Source organism: Marivita sp. S2033, assembly GCF_046592965.1.
Classification (GTDB): Bacteria; Pseudomonadota; Alphaproteobacteria; order Rhodobacterales; family Rhodobacteraceae; genus Marivita.
The window spans coordinates 85,875-105,847 of sequence record NZ_JBISBV010000002.1 but is presented as its reverse complement, the minus strand read 5'-3'; the positions used below and the strand labels follow the sequence as shown (position 1 = coordinate 105,847).

At 61.1% G+C, this 19,973-nt stretch carries 20 protein-coding genes and 1 riboswitch; of the genes, 9 read left to right on the top strand and 11 right to left on the bottom strand.

Features of this window, described 5'->3' with window-relative positions; genetic code table 11:
* Positions 1-9 precede the first annotated feature (9 nt).
* A complete protein-coding gene (locus ACGKZZ_RS04600) occupies positions 10-432 on the bottom strand; it encodes a thioredoxin family protein (protein ID WP_411222300.1) in 423 nt (140 codons plus the stop codon).
* Positions 433-496: 64 nt separating this feature from the next.
* Complete coding sequence (locus tag ACGKZZ_RS04595; RefSeq protein ID WP_411222299.1) at positions 497-832, bottom strand: DUF3140 domain-containing protein; 336 nt, start codon at positions 830-832, stop codon at positions 497-499.
* 258 nt (positions 833-1,090) lie between these two features.
* Between ACGKZZ_RS04595 and ACGKZZ_RS04590 the strand changes: the two genes are divergently transcribed.
* Together ACGKZZ_RS04590 and ACGKZZ_RS04585 are read left to right on the top strand one after the other, a co-directional pair.
* A complete protein-coding gene (locus ACGKZZ_RS04590; RefSeq protein ID WP_411222298.1) occupies positions 1,091-1,297 on the top strand; it encodes a cold-shock protein in 207 nt (68 codons plus the stop codon).
* Between the two features lie 250 nt (positions 1,298-1,547).
* Positions 1,548-2,108, top strand: a complete 561-nt coding sequence (locus tag ACGKZZ_RS04585; protein ID WP_411222718.1) for a L,D-transpeptidase — start codon at positions 1,548-1,550, stop codon at positions 2,106-2,108.
* A gap of 92 nt (positions 2,109-2,200) precedes the next feature.
* Here the strand turns inward: ACGKZZ_RS04585 and ACGKZZ_RS04580 are convergent, their stop codons facing one another.
* Positions 2,201-2,365, bottom strand: coding sequence for a hypothetical protein (locus tag ACGKZZ_RS04580; RefSeq protein ID WP_411222297.1), 165 nt, complete (start codon positions 2,363-2,365; stop codon positions 2,201-2,203).
* A gap of 543 nt (positions 2,366-2,908) precedes the next feature.
* On the opposite strand from ACGKZZ_RS04580, the gene ACGKZZ_RS04575 reads away from it, so the two are divergent.
* Positions 2,909-3,115 carry a cold-shock protein gene (locus tag ACGKZZ_RS04575; protein ID WP_411222296.1) on the top strand — a complete coding sequence of 69 codons (207 nt, stop codon included), beginning with the start codon at positions 2,909-2,911 and terminating at the stop codon, positions 3,113-3,115.
* Between the two features lie 77 nt (positions 3,116-3,192).
* Here the strand turns inward: ACGKZZ_RS04575 and ACGKZZ_RS04570 are convergent, their stop codons facing one another.
* Entirely contained in the window at positions 3,193-3,816 is a 624-nt protein-coding gene (locus ACGKZZ_RS04570) for an arylesterase (protein WP_411222295.1), read from the bottom strand.
* A 69-nt stretch (positions 3,817-3,885) separates the two neighbouring features.
* Between ACGKZZ_RS04570 and ACGKZZ_RS04565 the strand changes: the two genes are divergently transcribed.
* The 3 genes from ACGKZZ_RS04565 to ACGKZZ_RS04555 all read left to right on the top strand — a co-directional run bounded on the left by ACGKZZ_RS04565 (position 3,886) and on the right by ACGKZZ_RS04555 (position 8,071).
* Positions 3,886-4,578 (top strand): ABC transporter ATP-binding protein, encoded by a 693-nt coding sequence (locus ACGKZZ_RS04565; RefSeq protein ID WP_411222294.1) that lies wholly within the window; start codon positions 3,886-3,888, stop codon positions 4,576-4,578.
* A complete protein-coding gene (locus ACGKZZ_RS04560; protein WP_411222293.1) occupies positions 4,578-7,094 on the top strand; it encodes an ABC transporter permease in 2,517 nt (838 codons plus the stop codon). Before ACGKZZ_RS04565 ends, ACGKZZ_RS04560 begins: the two co-directional genes overlap by 1 nt.
* A gap of 65 nt (positions 7,095-7,159) precedes the next feature.
* Positions 7,160-8,071 carry an inositol monophosphatase family protein gene (locus tag ACGKZZ_RS04555; protein WP_411222292.1) on the top strand — a complete coding sequence of 304 codons (912 nt, stop codon included), beginning with the start codon at positions 7,160-7,162 and terminating at the stop codon, positions 8,069-8,071.
* 147 nt (positions 8,072-8,218) lie between these two features.
* On the opposite strand, the gene gcvP is transcribed toward ACGKZZ_RS04555, so the two are convergent.
* From gcvP to ACGKZZ_RS04535, 4 genes are all read right to left on the bottom strand, one after another.
* Positions 8,219-11,062, bottom strand: coding sequence for an aminomethyl-transferring glycine dehydrogenase (gene gcvP / locus ACGKZZ_RS04550; RefSeq protein ID WP_411222291.1), 2,844 nt, complete (start codon positions 11,060-11,062; stop codon positions 8,219-8,221).
* 132 nt (positions 11,063-11,194) lie between these two features.
* Positions 11,195-11,554: a glycine cleavage system protein GcvH gene (gene gcvH, locus ACGKZZ_RS04545; RefSeq protein WP_411222290.1), complete on the bottom strand. Its 360-nt coding sequence runs from the start codon at positions 11,552-11,554 to the stop codon at positions 11,195-11,197.
* Positions 11,555-11,572: 18 nt separating this feature from the next.
* Positions 11,573-12,697, bottom strand: a complete 1,125-nt coding sequence (gene gcvT / locus ACGKZZ_RS04540; protein WP_411222289.1) for a glycine cleavage system aminomethyltransferase GcvT — start codon at positions 12,695-12,697, stop codon at positions 11,573-11,575.
* 157 nt (positions 12,698-12,854) lie between these two features.
* Positions 12,855-12,942, bottom strand: a riboswitch (glycine riboswitch).
* Between the two features lie 38 nt (positions 12,943-12,980).
* Complete coding sequence (locus tag ACGKZZ_RS04535; RefSeq protein ID WP_411222717.1) at positions 12,981-13,451, bottom strand: RrF2 family transcriptional regulator; 471 nt, start codon at positions 13,449-13,451, stop codon at positions 12,981-12,983.
* A 91-nt stretch (positions 13,452-13,542) separates the two neighbouring features.
* Between ACGKZZ_RS04535 and ACGKZZ_RS04530 the strand changes: the two genes are divergently transcribed.
* A complete protein-coding gene (locus ACGKZZ_RS04530; protein WP_411222288.1) occupies positions 13,543-14,106 on the top strand; it encodes a gamma-glutamylcyclotransferase family protein in 564 nt (187 codons plus the stop codon).
* Entirely contained in the window at positions 14,106-15,353 is a 1,248-nt protein-coding gene (locus ACGKZZ_RS04525; protein WP_411222287.1) for a DUF2254 domain-containing protein, read from the top strand. Before ACGKZZ_RS04530 ends, ACGKZZ_RS04525 begins: the two co-directional genes overlap by 1 nt.
* On the opposite strand, the gene gltX is transcribed toward ACGKZZ_RS04525, so the two are convergent.
* Positions 15,350-16,687, bottom strand: a complete 1,338-nt coding sequence (gene gltX / locus ACGKZZ_RS04520) for a glutamate--tRNA ligase (RefSeq protein ID WP_411222286.1) — start codon at positions 16,685-16,687, stop codon at positions 15,350-15,352. The two genes, ACGKZZ_RS04525 and gltX, sit on opposite strands and share 4 nt — an antisense overlap.
* A 119-nt stretch (positions 16,688-16,806) precedes the next feature.
* Between gltX and ACGKZZ_RS04515 the strand changes: the two genes are divergently transcribed.
* Positions 16,807-17,196: a metallopeptidase family protein gene (locus ACGKZZ_RS04515; RefSeq protein ID WP_411222285.1), complete on the top strand. Its 390-nt coding sequence runs from the start codon at positions 16,807-16,809 to the stop codon at positions 17,194-17,196.
* A gap of 7 nt (positions 17,197-17,203) precedes the next feature.
* Here ACGKZZ_RS04515 and ACGKZZ_RS04510 read toward each other — a convergent pair whose 3' ends face one another.
* Both ACGKZZ_RS04510 and ACGKZZ_RS04505 read right to left on the bottom strand, forming a co-directional pair.
* Positions 17,204-18,235, bottom strand: coding sequence for a glycosyltransferase family 4 protein (locus tag ACGKZZ_RS04510; RefSeq protein ID WP_411222284.1), 1,032 nt, complete (start codon positions 18,233-18,235; stop codon positions 17,204-17,206).
* Between the two features lie 4 nt (positions 18,236-18,239).
* Positions 18,240-19,901 carry an NAD+ synthase gene (locus tag ACGKZZ_RS04505; protein WP_411222283.1) on the bottom strand — a complete coding sequence of 554 codons (1,662 nt, stop codon included), beginning with the start codon at positions 19,899-19,901 and terminating at the stop codon, positions 18,240-18,242.
* Between the last annotated feature and the right edge of the window lie 72 nt (positions 19,902-19,973).

Below are 19,973 nucleotides of genomic sequence, written 5' to 3'. Positions count from 1 at the left end.
CCGCCTTGCTCATCCTGCAAACGCCACGATGCCGTCAGCCCGCATCGCACCGGCCTGTCGCTTCGCTTCGCGCCCTTTCTCAAACCGGATCATCGTCGGGATGCCGCGAATCCCATACGTCTGGCTGGATTGCGGAAAGTCCTCGGTGTTCAACTTCACCAGCCGGGCGCGCCCCGCCAGAGTTCCGGCTGCTTTGGAAAATTCGGGGCCCATCATCTTGCACGGCCCGCACCAGGGCGCCCAGAAATCCACCACCAATGGCACCTCATCGGCACGCGCGGCCTTTTGCAGCGTTGTCCAATCTACATCAATCGCCTTGGCTGGCATCAGGGCAGCGCCACAGGTGCCGCATTTCGGGCCCGCAGACAGTCGATCTTCGGGGACGCGATTGATTTGCGCACATTCAAGGCAGGTCAGTTTCTTTCCCGTCATGCTACGGCTCCGATTTATATTCGATAAACGTTATATGATACGCGCCGTCGCACACAACAAGCCCTCATTTCAGTGGATCATGACCCCAATTCATAAGCGAGTACCGCCAATCTGACTGTTCCACATCCTCGTCCGGGCCATCCTGAGCAAGGTGACGTTTGATGTAGCCGACGACCGTCGCCATGTGATCCCACTGATCGTCGCTCAGATCATCCTTGTTCGTGTTCTTGATCTTCACAATCCGTCTGCCGGATTTATGTCCGGTGCTCTCTTGATCGTCCGCATCGCCGACCGACTTGGAGGCATCGGTTTCAAGCCAGTCTTCAAGTTCGCTGGGTGTCATGTTGACCAGATCGCGCCATTCGTCCCAGATTTGATCACGTGATTTCGATGATGACATGTGGTTCTCCCGTTCGGCCTGCCTGTCAAACGCAGGATCTCGGCATTGGTTTCCGAGACGCGCGCGGTGCCGGCGAATTCGCGCCACCCGCAATAAGACGACGCTTGCCAAATCCGCGGCAAGCTGTCATATGCGCGATTGCTAACGATCTTCTACTCGACCTTCTGTTTTCCTTTACCGGCACGCAGCTTTCGATCCAGATGTGACTTCGCCGGGTTGCCGCATGTCGTGGGCAACGTAAAACAAAGGAAACTTCACATGGCCACAGGCACAGTGAAATGGTTCAACACCACTAAAGGCTACGGCTTTATCGCACCCGATGGCGGCTCCAAGGATGTGTTCGTGCACATCTCCGCGGTCGAGCGTTCGGGCCTTACCGGTCTCAGCGACGACCAGAAAGTGACCTTCGACATCGAAGACGGTCGCGATGGTCGTGAAAGCGCGATCAACCTCGCGCTGGCATAAGCCTTTCGATCTTTCGGAATTCTGGCCGCCCGGACGCATCGCGTCCGGGCGGTTTTGCATTTGAGGCGGCCGCAAATGTATCGCGGACTCATCACCTTTGAGTGACAATGGCCCGGTTCAACGGTCTTTGTGTCGCAAATTTAGCGCCAATCGTGTGAAACCATATCAGCCGACACTTGTTTTACATGAAAGCGATGGCAAAATCTTGCGATCCGAATTGTACACCGTGACGAAAGAAAGACTGCTGCCCATGTTCTCCAGACGTTATTTCATAGCCGCCGCAGCGGCCGGTCTGGCCGCGCCCAGCATCGCCTCGGCGCAGGCCTTCAAAATCGATCCGATCTTCCAACCGCAGAACGTGCGGATCAAGGCCGCGGTGCAACCCGGCCAGATCCTGATCCTGCCGCGCGCTCATTTCCTGTACCACGTCACGACGCCCGGCGTCGCACGGCGATATGGTGTCGGTGTGGGCAAGGCCGGGCTGGAATTCACCGGCACGGCCAATATCGCGGTCAAAAAGGAATGGCCAACCTGGCGTCCGACCGACGAGATGATCGAGCGCGAGCCGGATGCGTACAAGAAATTTATCGACAACGATTATGTCGAACCCGGCGGCCCGAGCAATCCGTTGGGCGCACGCGCGCTTTATCTGTTCCAGAATGGCCGCGACACCTATTTCCGGATTCACGGAACAACCGCGCCGCGTTCGATCGGACGGTCCGTGTCCAATGGGTGCATTCGTATGTTGAACGAACACGTCAAGGAACTGTACGAGCGTGTCCCGATCGGGACGGTCGTCACCGTTCTGTAAACCGAACGACAGGTGAGGCCGCGTTCGCGCGGCCTTATTCTTTCCGCATCACCGCCCCAAAGCCAGCAAATTCGCCCGCCTTTAATGAGACATTAACGGGTTGAAGCAAATCCTAAGATCAGGAGCTTGGGCATGGCGGCGATTTCTTTGATTTTGGGCAGTGTCGTCGGTTGGATTGCTGCCGCATTCGCATTGCTTGCAGGTGCCTTTGCATCGACCGCATTCATCGTTTTTCTTGCCACTGGCGTTTCCATCATGATGGCAACGCTTTACCTCTCGTGTACGCGTGCCAAGGCATCGGCCTCCTGATCAAGCGCGGTAATCCGCCGATCGTTGCAATCCCTTCGATCCCTTGCGCGGACCAGTCTCCCAGCGTCAAACAACTGCGTTTAAGTTTGCATGTTGGCGCATTCAAAGAACGACGGCACCGAGCAGGCCATCGTAACGAAAAAAAATAACTCAATTATAACATTAAGTTATCTGAAGAATCTCCGCCAAACTCGCACACGAGCCTTCACGTCAACCATCACTCCCCCAGCCACATTTCGCTCGACTTGCACGCAGTGATAAATCCCCGACACGCCCCGCTCGCCCGACTGTCATAGAGGCGAAGACACATAACATTCAAGCGATGCCTTCCGATTTCCCTTGCCAAGGCATCGGAATCACACGAACAATCTAAGCGCAAAGTTACGATTATCGACCACTGCTCCAAAACGGCTCAGTTAAGCGATCATGACTGACCGCGCCCGTTGGGCCCGATTGCCCTGCGGAAGTTAAGACAGACAGGAGTAGAACGGATGGCCACAGGCACCGTTAAATGGTTCAACACTACCAAAGGTTTCGGCTTTATTGCCCCGGACGGCGGCGGCAAAGATGTCTTCGTGCACATTTCCGCAGTTGAAAGATCCGGTCTCACCGGCTTGGCAGACGATCAAAAGGTCACTTATGACCTTGAATCCGGTCGCGATGGACGCGAGTCAGCTGTCAACATTCAGCTCGCCTGACACATTCAACGTAAGACCGTGCCTTCGCGCAACGGTCTGAGAGTGGCGCGGGCGGCCTTTGTGCCGCCCGTTGCACATCACTGATCCGCGCGCCGCACCAGATCGGCAACGATCGGTCCCATCGCCTCGACAATCAGCGCGACACCTTCGGAAGCGGGATGTATGCCGTCCGATTGCATCACGTCCCGCAGCTCGGCCGGGGTTGACCCGACGCTGTACAATCCTTCGAAAAACCGTGGAAAATAAAGTGTGTCGTATTGCGCCGCCAATTCGGGATACATCGCGTCGAACTCGGCCTTGTACTCTGGCCCGTAATTTCCCGGCGCTTCCATGCCGACAAGCAGAACCTCCAGATCATGCTCTCTTGCCACCTTGAGGATGCCGTCGAGATTTGCACGTGATATCGCCGGATCCAGCCCCCGAAGCAAATCATTGCCCCCCAGCGCCACGATCATCGCATCCGTGCCGGGGTTGAGCGACCATTCCACCCGCGACAAGCCGCCCGCAGTCGTATCGCCCGACACACCGGCGTTGACCAGACGCACGTCAAGACCCTGCGCGTCCAACCAGTCCTGCATCTGCGGAACAAACCCGTCCCGGTCCATCAAGCCATATCCGGCCGTCAAACTATCGCCCAAAGCCAGGACTTCGACCGGCTCTGCCTGCGCGGCGACGGCGGTACACAGCAAAACAGCCGCCATGCGCGCCTTGCTCAACACCTGCAAAGCCCCATATGTGAACGAGCCCGTTTGCATAAAGTTACATATCCCATGACCAAGCCCATTATCGACCTCAAAGATGTCACGCTCAGCCTCAAGGGCAATGCCGGAATGGTCGAGATCCTGCACGCGATCACTCTTTCGGTTCACAAAGGCGAGACCTTGGGGTTGATCGGACCGTCCGGATCGGGAAAATCCTCTTTGCTGATGGTGATGGGTGGTCTGGAAACTGCCACGTCCGGGTCGGTCACGGTGCTCGGCGAAGACCTCACCACGATGAACGAAGACGCGATGGCCCGGTTTCGACGCGACCACATGGGCGTCGTGTTTCAATCCTTCCACCTGATCCCGACTATGACGGCGCTGGAAAACGTCGCGACTCCTCTTGAACTGGCGGGCGAGAAAGACGCCTTTGCCCGCGCCGCAGCCGAGCTTGAGGCGGTCGGGCTGGTATCGCGCGCCGATCATTACCCGGCGCAGATGTCGGGCGGCGAACAACAGCGTGTGGCGCTGGCCCGCGCCTCTGTCACCCGCCCCGAAATCCTGCTGGCGGATGAGCCCACCGGCAATCTCGACGGGGCCAACGGACAGGCGATCATCGACCTGCTGTTCGATTTGCGCGACCGTCACGGCGCCACATTGGTGCTGGTCACCCACAGCCGCGAACTGGCCGCCAAATGTTCGCGGGTCGTGCGCCTGACCGATGGCCACATCTCCGAAGACGCGCTCAAGGCCGCCGAATAATGGCTCTTGGAACCGCTGTCCGTTTCGCCCGCCGCGAATTGCGCGGAGGACTCAAGGGCTTTCGCATCTTCCTGGCCTGTCTTGCGCTCGGAGTGGCCGCAATCGCTGGTGTCGGGTCCGTCCGCTCGGCGATCCAATCGGGGCTTTCGGAACAGGGGGCCGTCCTGCTTGGCGGCGATGCATCGGTGGAATTCACCTACCGCTTTGCCGAACCCGAAGAACGCGCATGGCTCGAAACCATCTCGACCGGGCTGTCCGAAATCACCGATTTCCGCTCCATGGTCGTCAAGGATCCCGATGGAACCGCCGAACGCGCGCTCACGCAGGTCAAGGGCGTTGATTCCGCCTATCCGCTGACCGGCACCGTCACACTCGACCCGCCAATGCCGCTGGAGCGGGCGCTTGCCGACAACGGTGCGGTCATGGCACCGCTGCTCGCCGACCGCCTCGCACTTTCGCCCGGTGACAGCTTCCGCCTTGGCAGTTCCGACTTCACCCTGTCGGCGATCTTGACCAATGAGCCCGACAGCGCCGCCGCCGGGTTCTCGCTCGGCCCGCGCACCATCGTCACCACCGACGCCCTGCGCGACGCGGACCTGCTGCAACCGGGCACGCTTTATGAAACCGAATACCGGCTGCTCCTGCCTCCGGGTGCCGATCTCGAAGCCCTGAAAACCCGCACCAAGGATGCCTTCCCCACCAGCGGCCTACGCTGGCGCGACGCGCGCAATGGCGCGCCGGGTGTCGCGCGCTTTGTCGAACGGCTCGGCGCGTTCCTGATCCTTGTCGGCCTCTCCGGCCTTGCCGTCGGCGGCATCGGCGTGTCGGCCGCCGTGCGCGCCTATCTGGCCCGCAAGACCAGCGTGATCGCAACGCTGCGCACGCTCGGTGCTACCCGCGCCACGATATTTCAAACCTATTTTCTGCAAATCGGTGTGCTCAGCCTGCTCGGCATCGTTATCGGGCTTATCCTTGGGGCGCTCGTCCCGATCCTGTTTGGCCCGCTCATCAGCGCCGCGCTGCCGGTTCCCGCGATCTTCACGGTCCACCCGGCGCCGCTGATCGAGGCGGCGCTTTACGGCATCCTCACTGCGCTGGTCTTCACCCTCTGGCCACTGGCACGCACCGAAGACATCCGCCCGGCGATGCTTTTTCGCGATGCCCTGAGCGGCGGCAAGCTCCTGCCTGCTGCACGTTATGTCATCGCCACGCTCGCGCTTCTCGCGCTGCTTGTCGCAACGGCGGCGTTCTTTTCCGGCAGCCCGTTCCTCACCCTCTGGACCGCGGGCGGCCTGATTGGCGCGCTGGTCGTGCTCGTCGTCGCCGCTATCGCCATCCGTTGGCTTGCCAAGCGCGGCACACGCGTCACACGCGGCCATCCCGTCTGGCGTTGGGCGCTGGCCGCCATCGGCGGACCGCGCGATGCCGCTGCACCTGTCATCCTGTCGCTTGGCCTTGGCCTGTCGGTGCTGGCCGCGATCGGGCAGATTGACGGCAATCTGCGCACGGCGATTGACCGCGATCTGCCCGAAGTCGCGCCTGCGTACTTTTTCGTCGACATCCAACCCGACCAGATCAGCCGGTTCCGCGACATCCTTGAGAGCGACCCAACGGTGGACCGTGTCGATACCGCGCCGATGCTGCGCGGCATCCTCAGCCGTATCAACGGCAAACCGGCCGCCGAAGTGGCGGGCAATCACTGGGTGGTGACCGGCGACCGCGGCCTCACCTATGCCGACCAACCCAGCGAGAACACTCGCGTTGTCTCTGGCGAATGGTGGGAAGCCGGCCATGACGGGCCGCCCGAGGTCAGTTTCGCCAGAGAAGAAGCCGAGGAAATGGGCCTTGCCCTCGGAGACACTTTGACCGTCAACATCCTGGGCCGTGACATCACGGCCACGATCACGAGCTTCCGCGACGTGGATTTTTCCAACGCCGGTATGGGCTTTGTGATGACGCTCTCGCCCAACGCCCTGCAGGGTGCGCCGCACACGTTCATTTCGACCGTGTACGCGCCCGCCGACGAAGAGGCCCGCATCTTGCGCAATCTCGCGACGGAATTTCCCAACATCACGGCCATTTCCGTGCGCGACGCCATCTCCAGCGTCAGCGGCGTTCTTGAAGGGATCGGCGCTGCGGTACGTTGGGGGGCTGCCGCCACGCTATTGACCGGTTTCCTCGTCCTCATCGGCGCTGCCGCCGCAGGCGAAGACGCACGCACCTACGAGGCGGCTGTGCTCAAGACACTTGGCGCAAGCCGTGCGCGCATTCTACAGAGCTTTGCGCTACGCTCCGCGCTTCTGGGCGGCGCTGCCGGGATCGTCGCTCTGGCCGCGGGAATCCTTGGCAGCTGGGCGGTTATGACGTTTATCATGGACAGCAGCTATGCGGTCGTCTGGCCATCCGCGCTTGGCATCATCCTCGGGGGCGTGATGGCCACCCTTCTGGCAGGGCTTGCATTCGCGTGGCGCCCCTTGGCCGCGCGTCCGGCGCAGATCCTGAGGGCGCGCGAATAGTCGCCTTGCGCTTTAGCGGTGGCCTTGCGAAACCAAACCACCCCGACGTCAGGAGAATCGTACCCGTGTCTGAAAAAGCATCAAAACCTGTTTCCGAAACGCTCCCCATTCCCATCTCGTCCGCGCTGACCTTCGCGCAACGCACACAGATCACCAACCTGATCCGCCGCGCCGCCAAGGCCGAGATCATGCCGCGATTCCGCTCTCTTGTCGCAACAGAGATCGACCAGAAGTCCGGCCCCATGGATGTGGTGACAGACGCTGACCGCAACGCCGAAAAGATGATCGCACGCGGGCTTTTGCAGCTGTTTCCCAACGCCCATATCGTGGGCGAGGAAACCGCCACCGAAGACTCGATTGCCAAGCTTGCCGACGCCGAGATGGGTTTCACCATCGACCCGGTCGACGGCACCTGGAACTATGCGCACGGCTTGGCCACGTTCGGCCTGATCCTGGCGATGACACGGTTTGGCAGACCGGTGTTCGGGCTGATTTACGACCCGATCACCGACGAAGTGATGACGGCCGACGAAACCAGTGCGACGGAAATCGTCGTCCGTGGCCGCGCACCGCGCAGCGTCAGTGTCTCGAATGGCGGACCGATCGAAAACCTGAGCGGTTACGTTTCTCTTTATTCTCTGCCGGATGACAAATTGGCGCCGATGGCCGCGATCCTGCCGCGGTTTCAACAACTGCTCACCCTGCGCTGCATTGCGCATGAGTTCAGATTGGTGGCCCAAGGCCACATGGATTTCGTGCTCTGCTCCGGGCTCAGCCCCTGGGATCACGCCGCTGGCGCATTGATCATCAAGCAGGCCGGCGGTCACGTCGCCATGCTCGACGGCGGCGAATATCGGGCCGATATGCGCTCGGGCTATCTTTTGTGTGCGTCTGATGCCGCCACTTGGGGGCGCGTCCGTGATACGATGCTGTTCCTGCTGGAAACGCCGATCGAGGCACCGACAGACAAATCCTGACGCTGAAGATCGAGGGTTTGGATTGTGCTGAAAATCGCGCCGGCCTGATCACCGAAACGTCGTGAAGGGGTTATGCCGTCAATGGAAATGGGGGGAGGTCTCGAACTCCCCCCATCCCGTCTTGCGCACTGATATCGAACCGGCGCCCTACTCCGCAGCGTCCAGATATTCCTCCATCGGAGGACATGTGCACACCAGATGCCGGTCGCCATAGACATTGTCCACACGGTTCACAGGCGGCCAGTATTTGTCGACACGGAACGCGCCCGGAGGGAAACAGCCCTGCTCTCTGGAATAGGGACGATCCCAATCCTTCACGAGATCCTCCATCGTGTGCGGAGCCAGTTTCAAGGGGTTCTGCTCCGCATCCGCAGTGCCGTCTTCGATGGCGCGGATCTCTTCGCGGATTGCCAGCATCGCATCGCAGAACCGGTCCAACTCGGCCTTGGTTTCGGATTCCGTCGGTTCAACCATCAAGGTGCCGGCCACGGGCCAACTCATCGTCGGTGCGTGGAACCCGCAATCAATCAACCGCTTGGCGATATCCTCGACCGTGACACCCGCCGAGCTTTCGAACGGGCGCACATCAAGAATGCACTCATGCGCAACCCGCCCGTTGTCACCCCGGTACAGCACGTTGAACGCGCCTTCGAGCCGCGTCGCGATATAATTGGCATTCAGTATCGCCACCCGCGTCGCCTGCGTCAGCCCCTCGCCGCCCATCATCAGGCAATAGGCCCAAGAGATCGGCAAGATCGAGGGTGATCCGAAGGGCGCCGCCGAGACAGCGCCGCGGCCCTCCAGCGGATGGGACGGCAAATGCGGAATGAGATGCGTCTTGACGCCGATCGGCCCCATGCCCGGCCCGCCGCCGCCATGCGGAATGCAGAACGTCTTGTGCAGGTTCAGGTGACTCACGTCACCGCCCAGATCGCCCGGACGCGACAGGCCGACCATCGCGTTCATGTTCGCACCGTCGATATAGACCTGTCCGCCGTGATCATGGGTGATCTGGCAAACGTCTTTGACCGTGCGTTCAAATACGCCATGTGTCGAGGGATAGGTGATCATCGTCCCCGCCAGATGATCGGAATGTTTCTCTGCCTTGGCGCGGAAATCCTCCAGATCGATCGACCCGTTGGAATCGCATTTCACCGGGACAACTTTCCATCCAACCATCTGTGCCGAGGCCGGGTTGGTTCCGTGGGCGTTGACCGGGATCAGACAGATGTTGCGCTGCTCCTGACCATTCGCGCGGTGATATCCGGCAATACTCAACAGGCCCGCATACTCGCCTTGCGCACCAGAGTTCGGCTGCATGGAAATCGCGTCATAACCGGTGATCGCGCAGAGCTTGGCGTTCAGGTCTCCGATCAGCGCATGATAGCCGCGCACCTGATCGTCCGGCACATAGGGGTGGATGTCGGCAAACTCGCGCCAGCTCACCGGCATCATTTCCGCCGCGGAGTTCAACTTCATCGTGCAGGAGCCAAGCGGGATCATCGCACGATCCAGCGCCAGATCGCGGTCAGCCAGACGGCGCATGTACCGCATCATTTCGGTCTCGGCGCGGTTCATGTGAAAGACGCCGTGCTGCAAATACTCCGACGTGCGCAACAGCGCATCCGGCAGACGGTACTCCGCCGTCAGGTCGTCATCCTTGCGCAGCAACCCAAACGCCCGCCACACCGCTTCGATCGTGGCCGGGCGTGACCGCTCGTCAAGCGTGATGCCCACCTTGGTGTCGCCCACCGCCCGCAGGTTCAACCCCTCGCGCACGGCGGCCCGCAAAACGCCTTGCTGCAACAGGCCGACGTCCACAGTGATCGTATCGAAGAATGTTTCCGGTTCGATCTTGAAGCCCGCCGCCTCCAGACCGCGCGCCAGCCGTACGGTCTTGCGATGAATACGCTGCGCAATGGCACGCAATCCCTTGGGGCCATGAAACACCGCATAGAACCCGGCCATCACGGCCAGAAGTGCCTGCGCGGTGCACACGTTGGATGTGGCCTTTTCGCGCCGGATATGTTGCTCGCGGGTTTGCAACGCCAACCGGTAGGCCTTGTTGCCGTGACTGTCGATCGACACGCCCACGATCCGCCCCGGCATGGCGCGCTTATAGGCATCCTTGGTCGCCATGTAGGCCGCGTGCGGTCCGCCATAGCCCAGCGGAATGCCGAACCGTTGGGTCGATCCCACTGCGATGTCCGCACCCATGGCGCCCGGCTCTTTCAGCAGACAAAGCGCCATCGGATCGGCCGAGACGACCGCAATCGCGCCCGCGGCATGCAAAGCCGCGATATCATCGGAAAAGTCGCGCAAATGGCCATAGGTGCCCGGATACTGGAAAATCGCCCCAAAGACGCCGGAGGCGTCCAGATCCGCGACATCCCCGACAATCACCTCGATACCGAGCGGGGCCGCGCGCGTCTTGATCACGGAGATGTTCTGCGGGTGACAATTCTCATCGACAAAGAATGCCGTCGCCTTGGATTTGGCCGATCGCATCGCCATCGTCATCGCTTCGGCGCAGGCGGTGGCCTCGTCAAGCAGGGATGCGTTGGCGATTTCGAGCCCGGTCAGGTCGCTGACCATCGTCTGATAGTTCAACAGAGCCTCAAGCCGACCCTGGCTGATCTCGGGCTGATAGGGCGTATAGGCCGTGTACCACGCCGGATTCTCGAAGATATTGCGCTGGATCGCGGGCGGCGTCACCGTGCCGTGGTATCCCATGCCGATCAGCGACGTCAGAACCTTGTTCTGCCCTGCCGTGTCGCGCATGTGATGCATCAACTCGCTTTCCGACAGCGCCTTTCCGAAATCGAGCGGCGCGTCCTGCCGGATCGAATCCGGCAATGTCTCGTCGATCAATTCGTCCAGCTTCGATACCCCAAGCACCTCCAGCATGTCCGCCATCTCTGCAGGAGACGGTCCGATGTGGCGCCGGTTGGCGAAATCATACGGCAGATAGTCAATCGGATCATAACCCATGAATAGTCTCCCAGACTTTAGGAACGGCGCTCCGCCGCGCTGCTTCTTCTCTTCAAAAATACTCAAATCCCGCCGGTGACACCCGGCGGCATTTTCCTTCGCTGACCGGCAGCCTGCCCGAGACCGCGTGACCTAGCCGATGAACTTCTTGTAGGCCGCTTCGTCCATCAAATCGTCCAGCGCCGACATGTCCTCGATTTTCATCTTGAAGAACCACGCGTCGCCTTCGGCATCCTCATTGACCTTGCTCGGCTCATCCACCAGCACCTCGTTGACCTCGGTGATTTCGCCGTCCAAAGGGGCCAGGATATCGGACGCGGCCTTGACCGACTCGATCACGACGACTTCGTCATCCTTGCTCACCACCTTGCCGGCGTCGGGCAATTCGACAAACACAACGTCACCCAGCTGTTCCGCCGCATGAGCCGTGATTCCAACAACCACTTCGTCACCCTCGACGCGCAGCCATTCATGTTCTTCGGTGTATTTCATAAGTCCCTCCTGGAATGTCTATCGTTTGAAGCCGGGTGCGACGAAGGGTAGTTTGACGACGCTGACCGGCAATCTCTTGCCGCGCACTTCGCCGAACAAAGCCGTGCCCGGTGCTGCATGTTGAACGTCCACATATCCCATTGCAACAGGACCTTGGGCACTTGGCCCGAAACTGCCCGAGGTCACGGTTCCGATCTGGGCATCGCCACTCTCGCTGGCAAACAACGCGGTGCCTTCGCGCATCGGGGCGCGCGTTTCGGGCTGCAATCCAACCCGTTTCCTTGCGGTGCCATCCGACATCTCTTGCAAGACGCGCTCGGCCCCGGGAAACCCGCCAGCGCGCGCGCCGTCGGTGCGGCGAACTTTCTGGATGGCCCAGGTCAAGCCCGCCTCGACCGGCGTCGTCGTGGCATCGACATCATGGCCGTAAAGGCACAACCCGGCCTCAAGCCGCAGGGAATCCCGCGCACCAAGACCGATCGGCTCAACCTCCTCGAATGCCAGCAGCGCCTTGGCCAGATCCTCGGCCTCGTCGGCAGGCACGGAAATCTCGTATCCGTCTTCACCGGTATAGCCCGAACGCGACACCCAGCACTCGGCACCGTTGAGCGTGACCGTAGCCACGTCCATGAACGTCATGTCAGCGACCTCGCCGCTCAACTGCGACAGGACCGATTGCGCCTCGGGTCCCTGCAACGCCAGCAACGCGCGGTCGGTCAAAAGCTCGACCGTCACCTCGGGCGTCATCGCAGCGCCCATGCGTGCAACATCGGCCTCCTTGCAGGCCGCGTTGACCACGACGAACAAATGATCGCCGCGATTGGCAAACATCAGGTCGTCTTCAATCCCGCCTTGTTCATTTGTGAAAAAGCCATAGCGCTGACGGCCCTCCTCAAGACCCAGCACATCCTGCGGTATCAGCCGTTCCAAGGCACGCTTGGCGACCTCCGGATCATCCGCTCGCAGGATCACCTGACCCATATGACTGACATCGAACAGGCCCGCCGCCGCGCGGCAGTGCAAATGCTCTTTCATGACACCCATCGGATATTGGACCGGCATCTCGTACCCCGCGAACGGCACCATCTTCGCGCCAAGCGAAACGTGCAGATCGTAAAGCGGCGTGCGTTTCAAATCGCTCACGTAGCATCCCCTCATGTCCAACCGGATATGTGCCAAAGCGACAACCGGCATAAGCCAACACGCGTCCTGCGCGTGTATCTTATGCCCCCTCTGTCCTTTTGCCTGAGATCGTTATCCCTTCGGCGCCCCGGGCGTGGCCGAGGTCTCTCCAGAGTTTATGGTCACGACGGTCCCTTGAGCCTGAGAGTTTCCGGGGGCGGTTGCTCCTTCGGCACCGGATACACCGGTTCTCCCATCATGAATGTATGCGACCGTAGACCGGAACCGGCCCGGCCTCAAGCCTTCAAACCGCGGCCGCCAGTTCCCGACGATCACAGGCACCTTCGGGGTTCAGGATTTGCAGCAATCCGTGATTGTGACACATCAACGCATCCAGCGTGATCGGATCGAGCGATTGATAAAACGCCTCGACCGCGACCGTCAGCGCAGAGCGTAACCGGCACGATGCGGTCAGCGGGCAGGTGTTGTCCACATCGGCAAAACACTCCGCCACCGGAACCGGCGCTTCGAGCACACGAAAGACATCGCCGATCTTGATCTCGTCCGCGGGTCGACCCAGAGACAACCCGCCATTGCGACCGCGCTGGGTGTGAAGGAACCCAAGCTGCCCAAGTTGGTTGATCACTTGTGCGAGGTGATTTTCCGACGCATTGCAGCACTCGGCAATTTCGGCTTTGGTGACAAGACGCCCGTCATTTGCGGCACAGAACATGAGGACACGCATCGCGATATTGGTACGTTTGGTGACACGCAAGGTGAAGATCCCTTCGGTTTGATTGTCCAAAACTACCCTGTCGTGCAAAGTTGTCTTTGACTTACATCAACACGGCCTGAGCGGATAGAATTTGGAACACTCTCATTTCTTCGGATACGGATCGCTGGTCAATCGCAAGACACACAGCTTCACGCCGGTTCACGCATCGCGGATCACCGGATGGCGCAGGGTCTGGCAACGCGCGGCCACCCGCCCCGCCGCGTTCCTGTCGGTGATACGCGACAGCGATGCGCAAATTGACGGTGTTATCGCACCTGTCCCCAATGACGATTGGGTGGCGCTGGACACGCGCGAATTTTCCTACGACCGCGTTGCCGTTACCGATGCGGTAACGCATACAGCGCAAGCTGTGCGCGATATTTCGATCTACGCCATTCCGCCGGAAACCGCCGCCACACCGGATCGCGAGCATCCGATACTTCTCAGCTATATCGACGCGGTGCTGCAAGGCTATCTGCAAGAATTCGGAGAAGACGGTGCAACGCGTTTCGTACACACGACCGAGGGCTGGGCGTCGCCAGTGCGCAATGACCGTGCCGACCCCGTCTACTCGCGTGCTCAGCGCCTGACACTTGCGGAACGCAGCTTTGTCGATGACATGTTGGTCACGACCCGTGCCCGGGTGTTTGACTGATGCGCGCGCGGATACTCCTGTGGATCAAGCGCCTGTGGCGCACTCCGGGCGTACGCATTTCCGCCTATGGCGCCGCCGCCCTCCTGATCGCCTTCATCGCGCCCTTCCTCGATCAATCCATCCCCGACAGCCTGACGGAACGATTCACGCGCGACGCCGTGATGCCGATCCTCAGCATTCTGGCGTCCTCGATGCTGGCGGTCACCACCTTTTCCCTGGGCATGATGGTCACCGCATTCAGGTCCGCGGCGGATCAGGCAACGCCACGGGTCTACAACATCCTGATGCAAGACATGACCACGCTCAATGTTCTGTCGGTTTTCGTGGGCGCATTTCTGTTCTCGCTCGGAGCGATTGTCATGTTCCGCGCCGGGTTTTACGGCGAATCCGGAGCCGTGATCGTCTTCGCGCTGACCATCGTGTGCATTGTGATGATCGTCGTGGCGATCCTGCGCTGGATCGCGCATCTCAGCCGGCTCGGCAGTCTGGATCACACGCTGGGCATGGTCGAACAGGCGGCACGTCCGTCGCTCAAGCGGCTGGCCGAGGCGCGCTATCTGGGTGGACGCGCCGCCGACAACGCGCCGCGCATCCCGGATGACGCCAAACCGCTGCCATCGCCAGAATCTGGGTTTGTCCAGTTCATCAGCATGTCCGAACTCCACGCGCGCCTTGAAGAAGACGATGCGCGGCTCTGGGTCACCACGTCTCCGGGAAGCTGGGTGTTGAAAGGATCACCTCTTGGCTATGTCGAAGGCGACACCGACATTGACGAACTGATCGACAATTTCACCATGGGTGGTCGGCGGACCAACGAACAGGACGCACGGTTCGGCATTGTCATCCTGTCAGAAGTGGCTTCGCGCGCATTGTCTCCGGGCATCAACGATCCGGGCACCGCCATCGACATCATTCACCGCGTCGAACGTCTTTTATGGGAACTGGGTCTCAAGCTGTGCGACGCTGATCGTGAGGACGAGCTCAAATACGACCGTGTGATCATCGGCACCGTTTCGGCCGAAGATCTGATTCAGGACGGCTACGCGTCGCTGATGCAGGACGGAGGCGCGCGCTACGAGGTCATGGCGCAGATGCTGAAGGCGACCAACCGGCTCACCACCAGCGAGTGGCCCGAACTGGCCAAAGCCGCCGAAAAGGCACGCGACAGCGCGCTGGCGATCATCGACCGCAGGATTGATGACGGCGACGCGCTGAAATCGTTGCAGAAAAAGGCTCAGGAACCCTAGTTGCTCGCGAGGCTCCGCGCCGGGATGTTCTGTAACAGCGGCAACAGATCAGACATTTCCGGCCCGCGTTCCTGACCGGTCAACGCCTTGCGAAGCGGCATGAACAGCCCCTTGCCCTTGCGGCCAGTGGCCTCCTTGACCTCTGCGGTCCAGGTGCCCCAGGTTTCCCCGTCAAGCGGCCCGTCGGGAAGAAGCGCCATCGCCTGTGCAACGAACTCCTGATCTTCATCCGCGACCAAGGGCTCGGCGCCTTGCGAACACAGCGCCCACCACGTCGCCACGTCGCTCCGCACGGTGATGTTGTCGCGCGCAACGGCCCAGAAATCGGGCGCGATGTCGTCCGGCACGCCAAGTGCCTTTAATTCGTCCTTGACGTCGGCATAGGCCAAACCGTGCAGCTTGCGGGCCGTCAGCGGAAACAGATCCTGCACATCGAATTTCGTCGGTGCCGATCCGAACTGGTCCAGATCGAACCCCTCGGCAATCTCGTCCAGCGAGGTGCGCAGTTCCACCGGCTGGCTCGATCCGAGCCGCGCCATCAGGCTCAACAGTGCCTCCGGCTCGATCCCCTGCTCGCGCAAGTCGCGCAAGGCCAGCGTGCCAAGACGCTTGGACAACGACTCGCCCTGCGGCCCGGTCAGCAACGAGTGATGCGCAAACGACGGAACCGTGCCGCCCAGAGCGCGGATCATCTGAATCTGCGTCGCGGTATTGGTCACATGGTCCGACCCGCGCACCACATGGGTGACGCCCATGTCAATGTCATCCACCACCGAGGCCAGAGTATAGAGCACTTGCCCGTCGGCGCGGATCAGCACCGGATCGCTGACGCTGGCGGCATCAATCGAGATCGGGCCAAGGATGCCATCCTCCCACTCGATCCGCTCCTGATCCAGCTTGAAGCGCCAGACACCCGGCCCGCGTTCCTCGCGCAGCTTGGCCTTTTCGTCGTCGCTCAGGCTCAATGCCGCGCGGTCGTAAACCGGCGGTTTACCCATGTTCAGTTGCTTCTTGCGCTTGAGATCCAGCTCAGTCGGCGTCTCGAACGCCTCGTAAAACCGCCCCATCTCGCGCAGCTTGTCCGCCGCCTCGGCGTAGCGATCCAGCCGTTCCGATTGCCGCTCCACCCGGTCCCATGTCAGGCCCAGCCATTCCAGATCCTGCTTGATCGCATCGACATATTCTTCCCGTGACCGCTCGGGGTCGGTATCGTCGATGCGCAGGATGAACGTGCCGCCGGATTTGCGGGCGATCAGGTGGTTGAACAGCGCGGTGCGCAGGTTGCCGACATGGATGTATCCGGTGGGCGACGGCGCGAAACGTGTGGTGGTCATGGACATGTCTCCTGTTCCTCGCGCTTTCCCATATGCCGCAGGCTTTGTCCAGAAAAGGCGCGGTGCGCAGTCCGATATCGCGCTTGACGCGCGCGTCGCGGTCTCCGCATATCTTGGCCATGAACACGCCAGATACCGACGACATCCTGCGCTATGCCCAAGCAGCGCTCAGCGGCTTGCCCGCACCGTTTGCCGGACATTGCAAGGATATCCTGTTGCGCGTGACCGAGTGGCCGGCGCCGGACATACTCGACGATCTCGACATCACCGACCGCCGCTCCCTGACGGGGCTTTACCACGGCATTCCCTTGCCGCTGAAATCCACCGAAGCGCCGTCGCCCTACCCCGACACGGTGTGGCTGTTCAGCGAACCCATTCTGGCAGAATGGCGCGAGCGCAAGAGCACGACGCTGGAGGAACTGGTGCATCACATCGTCGTTCACGAGATCGCGCATCACTTTGGTTGGTCCGACGCCGACATCGCCCGGATCGACCGCTGGTGGGAGTGATGCCGCCTTAGCGCAGCAACGTCTCGACCCGCGCCACGAACCGCGCGGGAGACAATTCAGTCGCGGCGGTTTGCCGTGCGCCCTCCGACAGGGTTCGGCGCAGCTCCGGGTGGTTCACAAGGTCTGTCATCACCTCTGTCAATCCGTCAGGCTGTGCCATATCCACCCGCATCCCGTCCTGCCCCGGCGTGATGTAACCGGCACTTCCCGCATCCATCGCAATCACCGGGATGGTGCCATAGGCCATCGCTTCCAGCGGAGCCACGCCCAAAGGTTCACCTGTCGATGGCAAAACGCAGACGTGGTGGCTCGCGTAAAGAATGGGCATATCGGCAAACGGAACATCAGCCCGGATGGTGATCCAGTCGCAATGTGCCTCAGCCGCCCTGAGCGCGGTGTAATGCGCCTCATCCGCGCCCGAGATCTCACGGTCTGTCGCGCCGACCAAGGTGAGGGTTACCCGATCCGCCAACGGCTGTAACGCCGCAATCAGCGCATCCTGTTTCTTGCGCACCTGCGCAAGTTTTCCCACGCACAGCACGCGCACCGGAAACGATGCCGGATCGCGAAACGCGTGATCCGCCAATTGCGCCGCCTGCGTCGGCCACGGCAGATAATGCGCCGCCGGGTCCGTCGGGGCCGACCGGTCCAGCCCCGGCACCGGCGTCACGCGCTCCCAGGGGCGCTGCTGTGACCAATACGACAGCCGCTTGCGCCAGCCGCGCTGCTGCGTCATCGGGTGCAGGTCATAGGCCAACACTCGCAGCCTCTGCCGCCGCGCCGCTGCATAGACCGCTTTCGACAGATCCCCTGCCCGCCGCAGAAAAATCAGATCGGGTGCGAGCGCGGCCAACCGCGCCGCAACATCGGCCCTGTCCGGAGCCTTACCCAGAATGACGGGCCGCACGTGGCTGTGATCCTCAAGCCGCCCTTGAGACGCCGCGAACACCACGACCTGATGCCCCGCCTCGACCAATGCCTTGGTGGCGAAAAACAGGTTGGTGTGAAATCGCGGAACGACGAACAGAATGGACGCCATAGCGTTACGACGGATCGCGCCAGCGGTTGACGATGGGATAACGCCGGTCCAGCCAGAACGCCCGGTTCGACAGGCGCGGGCCGGGCGCGGACTGGAAGCGCTTGTATTCGCTGATATAAAGCAGATGCTCCACCTTCTTTGCATCCGCCCGGTCATACCCGGCGGCGACGCAATCGGCGATCGAGCCATCCTCGTCCACAAGGATCTTCAGAATTCCGTCCAGCACCGGATAATCCGGCAATGAATCGCTGTCTTTCTGATCGTCACGCAATTCGGCCGAAGGCGGCTTGTCGATGATCCGCTCCGCGATCACCTCTCCGGACGGACCCTTCATCCAGTCGCGGTGATTGGCATTGCGCCAGCGGCACGCGTCAAAGACGCGGGTTTTGTACATGTCCTTGATCGGATTGTACCCGCCCGCCATGTCGCCATAGATCGTCGCATAACCCACCGCGACCTCGGATTTATTGCCGGTCGTCAGCAGCATTTCCCCGAACTTGTTGCTCAGCGCCATGAGCAGCAGACCGCGTATGCGCGACTGGATGTTCTCCTCGGTGAGGTCGGGTTCGGTTCCCTCGAACAACGGCGCCAAGGTCTGCGTGACAGCATCGCGCGTAGCGGCAATGGGCACGAAATCATAGCGACACCCAAGCGCCTCGGCGACCGCCTTGGCATCCTCCAATGAGGCTTCGGACGTGTATTCAGACGGCAGCATCACGCAGCGCACGTTCTCGGCGCCCAGCGCGTCAACGGCAATCGTCGCCACGATCGCGCTGTCGATCCCACCAGAGAGGCCAAGCAAGACCTTGGCGAACCCGGTTTTGGCCATGTAGTCCCGCAACCCGGTGACCATGACGCGCCAGTCCTGCTCCATGTCGCCCGGATGCTGGGTAAAATCGCCCGGCAATGCGCGCCATCCGTCCGGTGTCCGCTCCAGATCGACATGGCTGACAACCTCCTCGAACACCGGCAGTTGCACGACGTTTTCACCGCCGGGATTGAGCACGAACGAGCCGCCATCAAACACCTGATCGTCCTGCCCGCCCACCATGTTGAGATAAATCAACGGAAGGCGCGATTCGATCACGCGCCCGACCATGTGGTTGAGCCGCGTCTCGAACTTGTCGCGAAAATAGGGCGATCCGTTGGGCACCAGCAGGAATTCCGCACCACTTTCCTCCAGCGCCTCGACCACGTCGGGATACCAGGTGTCTTCGCAAATCGGCATCCCGATGCGCACGCCGCGCACGGCGACCGGGCCTTGCATCATGTCGCGCGAAAACAGCCGCACCTCGTCGAACACGTTGAAATTCGGCAGGAAATACTTGTGCACCACCGATGCGATCTGTCCGCCATCAAGCGTAAAGTAGCTGTTGTGCAACCGCAGATCCTCGCCCACCGACGGTCCACCGATCGTAAGCGCCGGACCATCCGCACAGGCCTCGGCCAGGCTCTCGATCTCATCGCGCACCGCAGCCACGAAAGCCGGCTTCACGGTTAGATCCTGCGCCTGATAGCCGGTGATGAACATCTCGGGCAGCGCCACCAGATCGGCCCCCGCATCCCGCCCCTGCTCCCATGCCGCGCGCGCCTTGGCGGCGTTTCCGGCAAGATCGCCCACCGTCGGGTTCAACTGCGCCAGCGTAATCCGAAACCGGTCGGTCATGGGGCGTCTTCCTTCTCCGATATCGCTGGCTGACATAGCAGAACCCCGCCCGAGGGAAAGCACGTTGTCGTA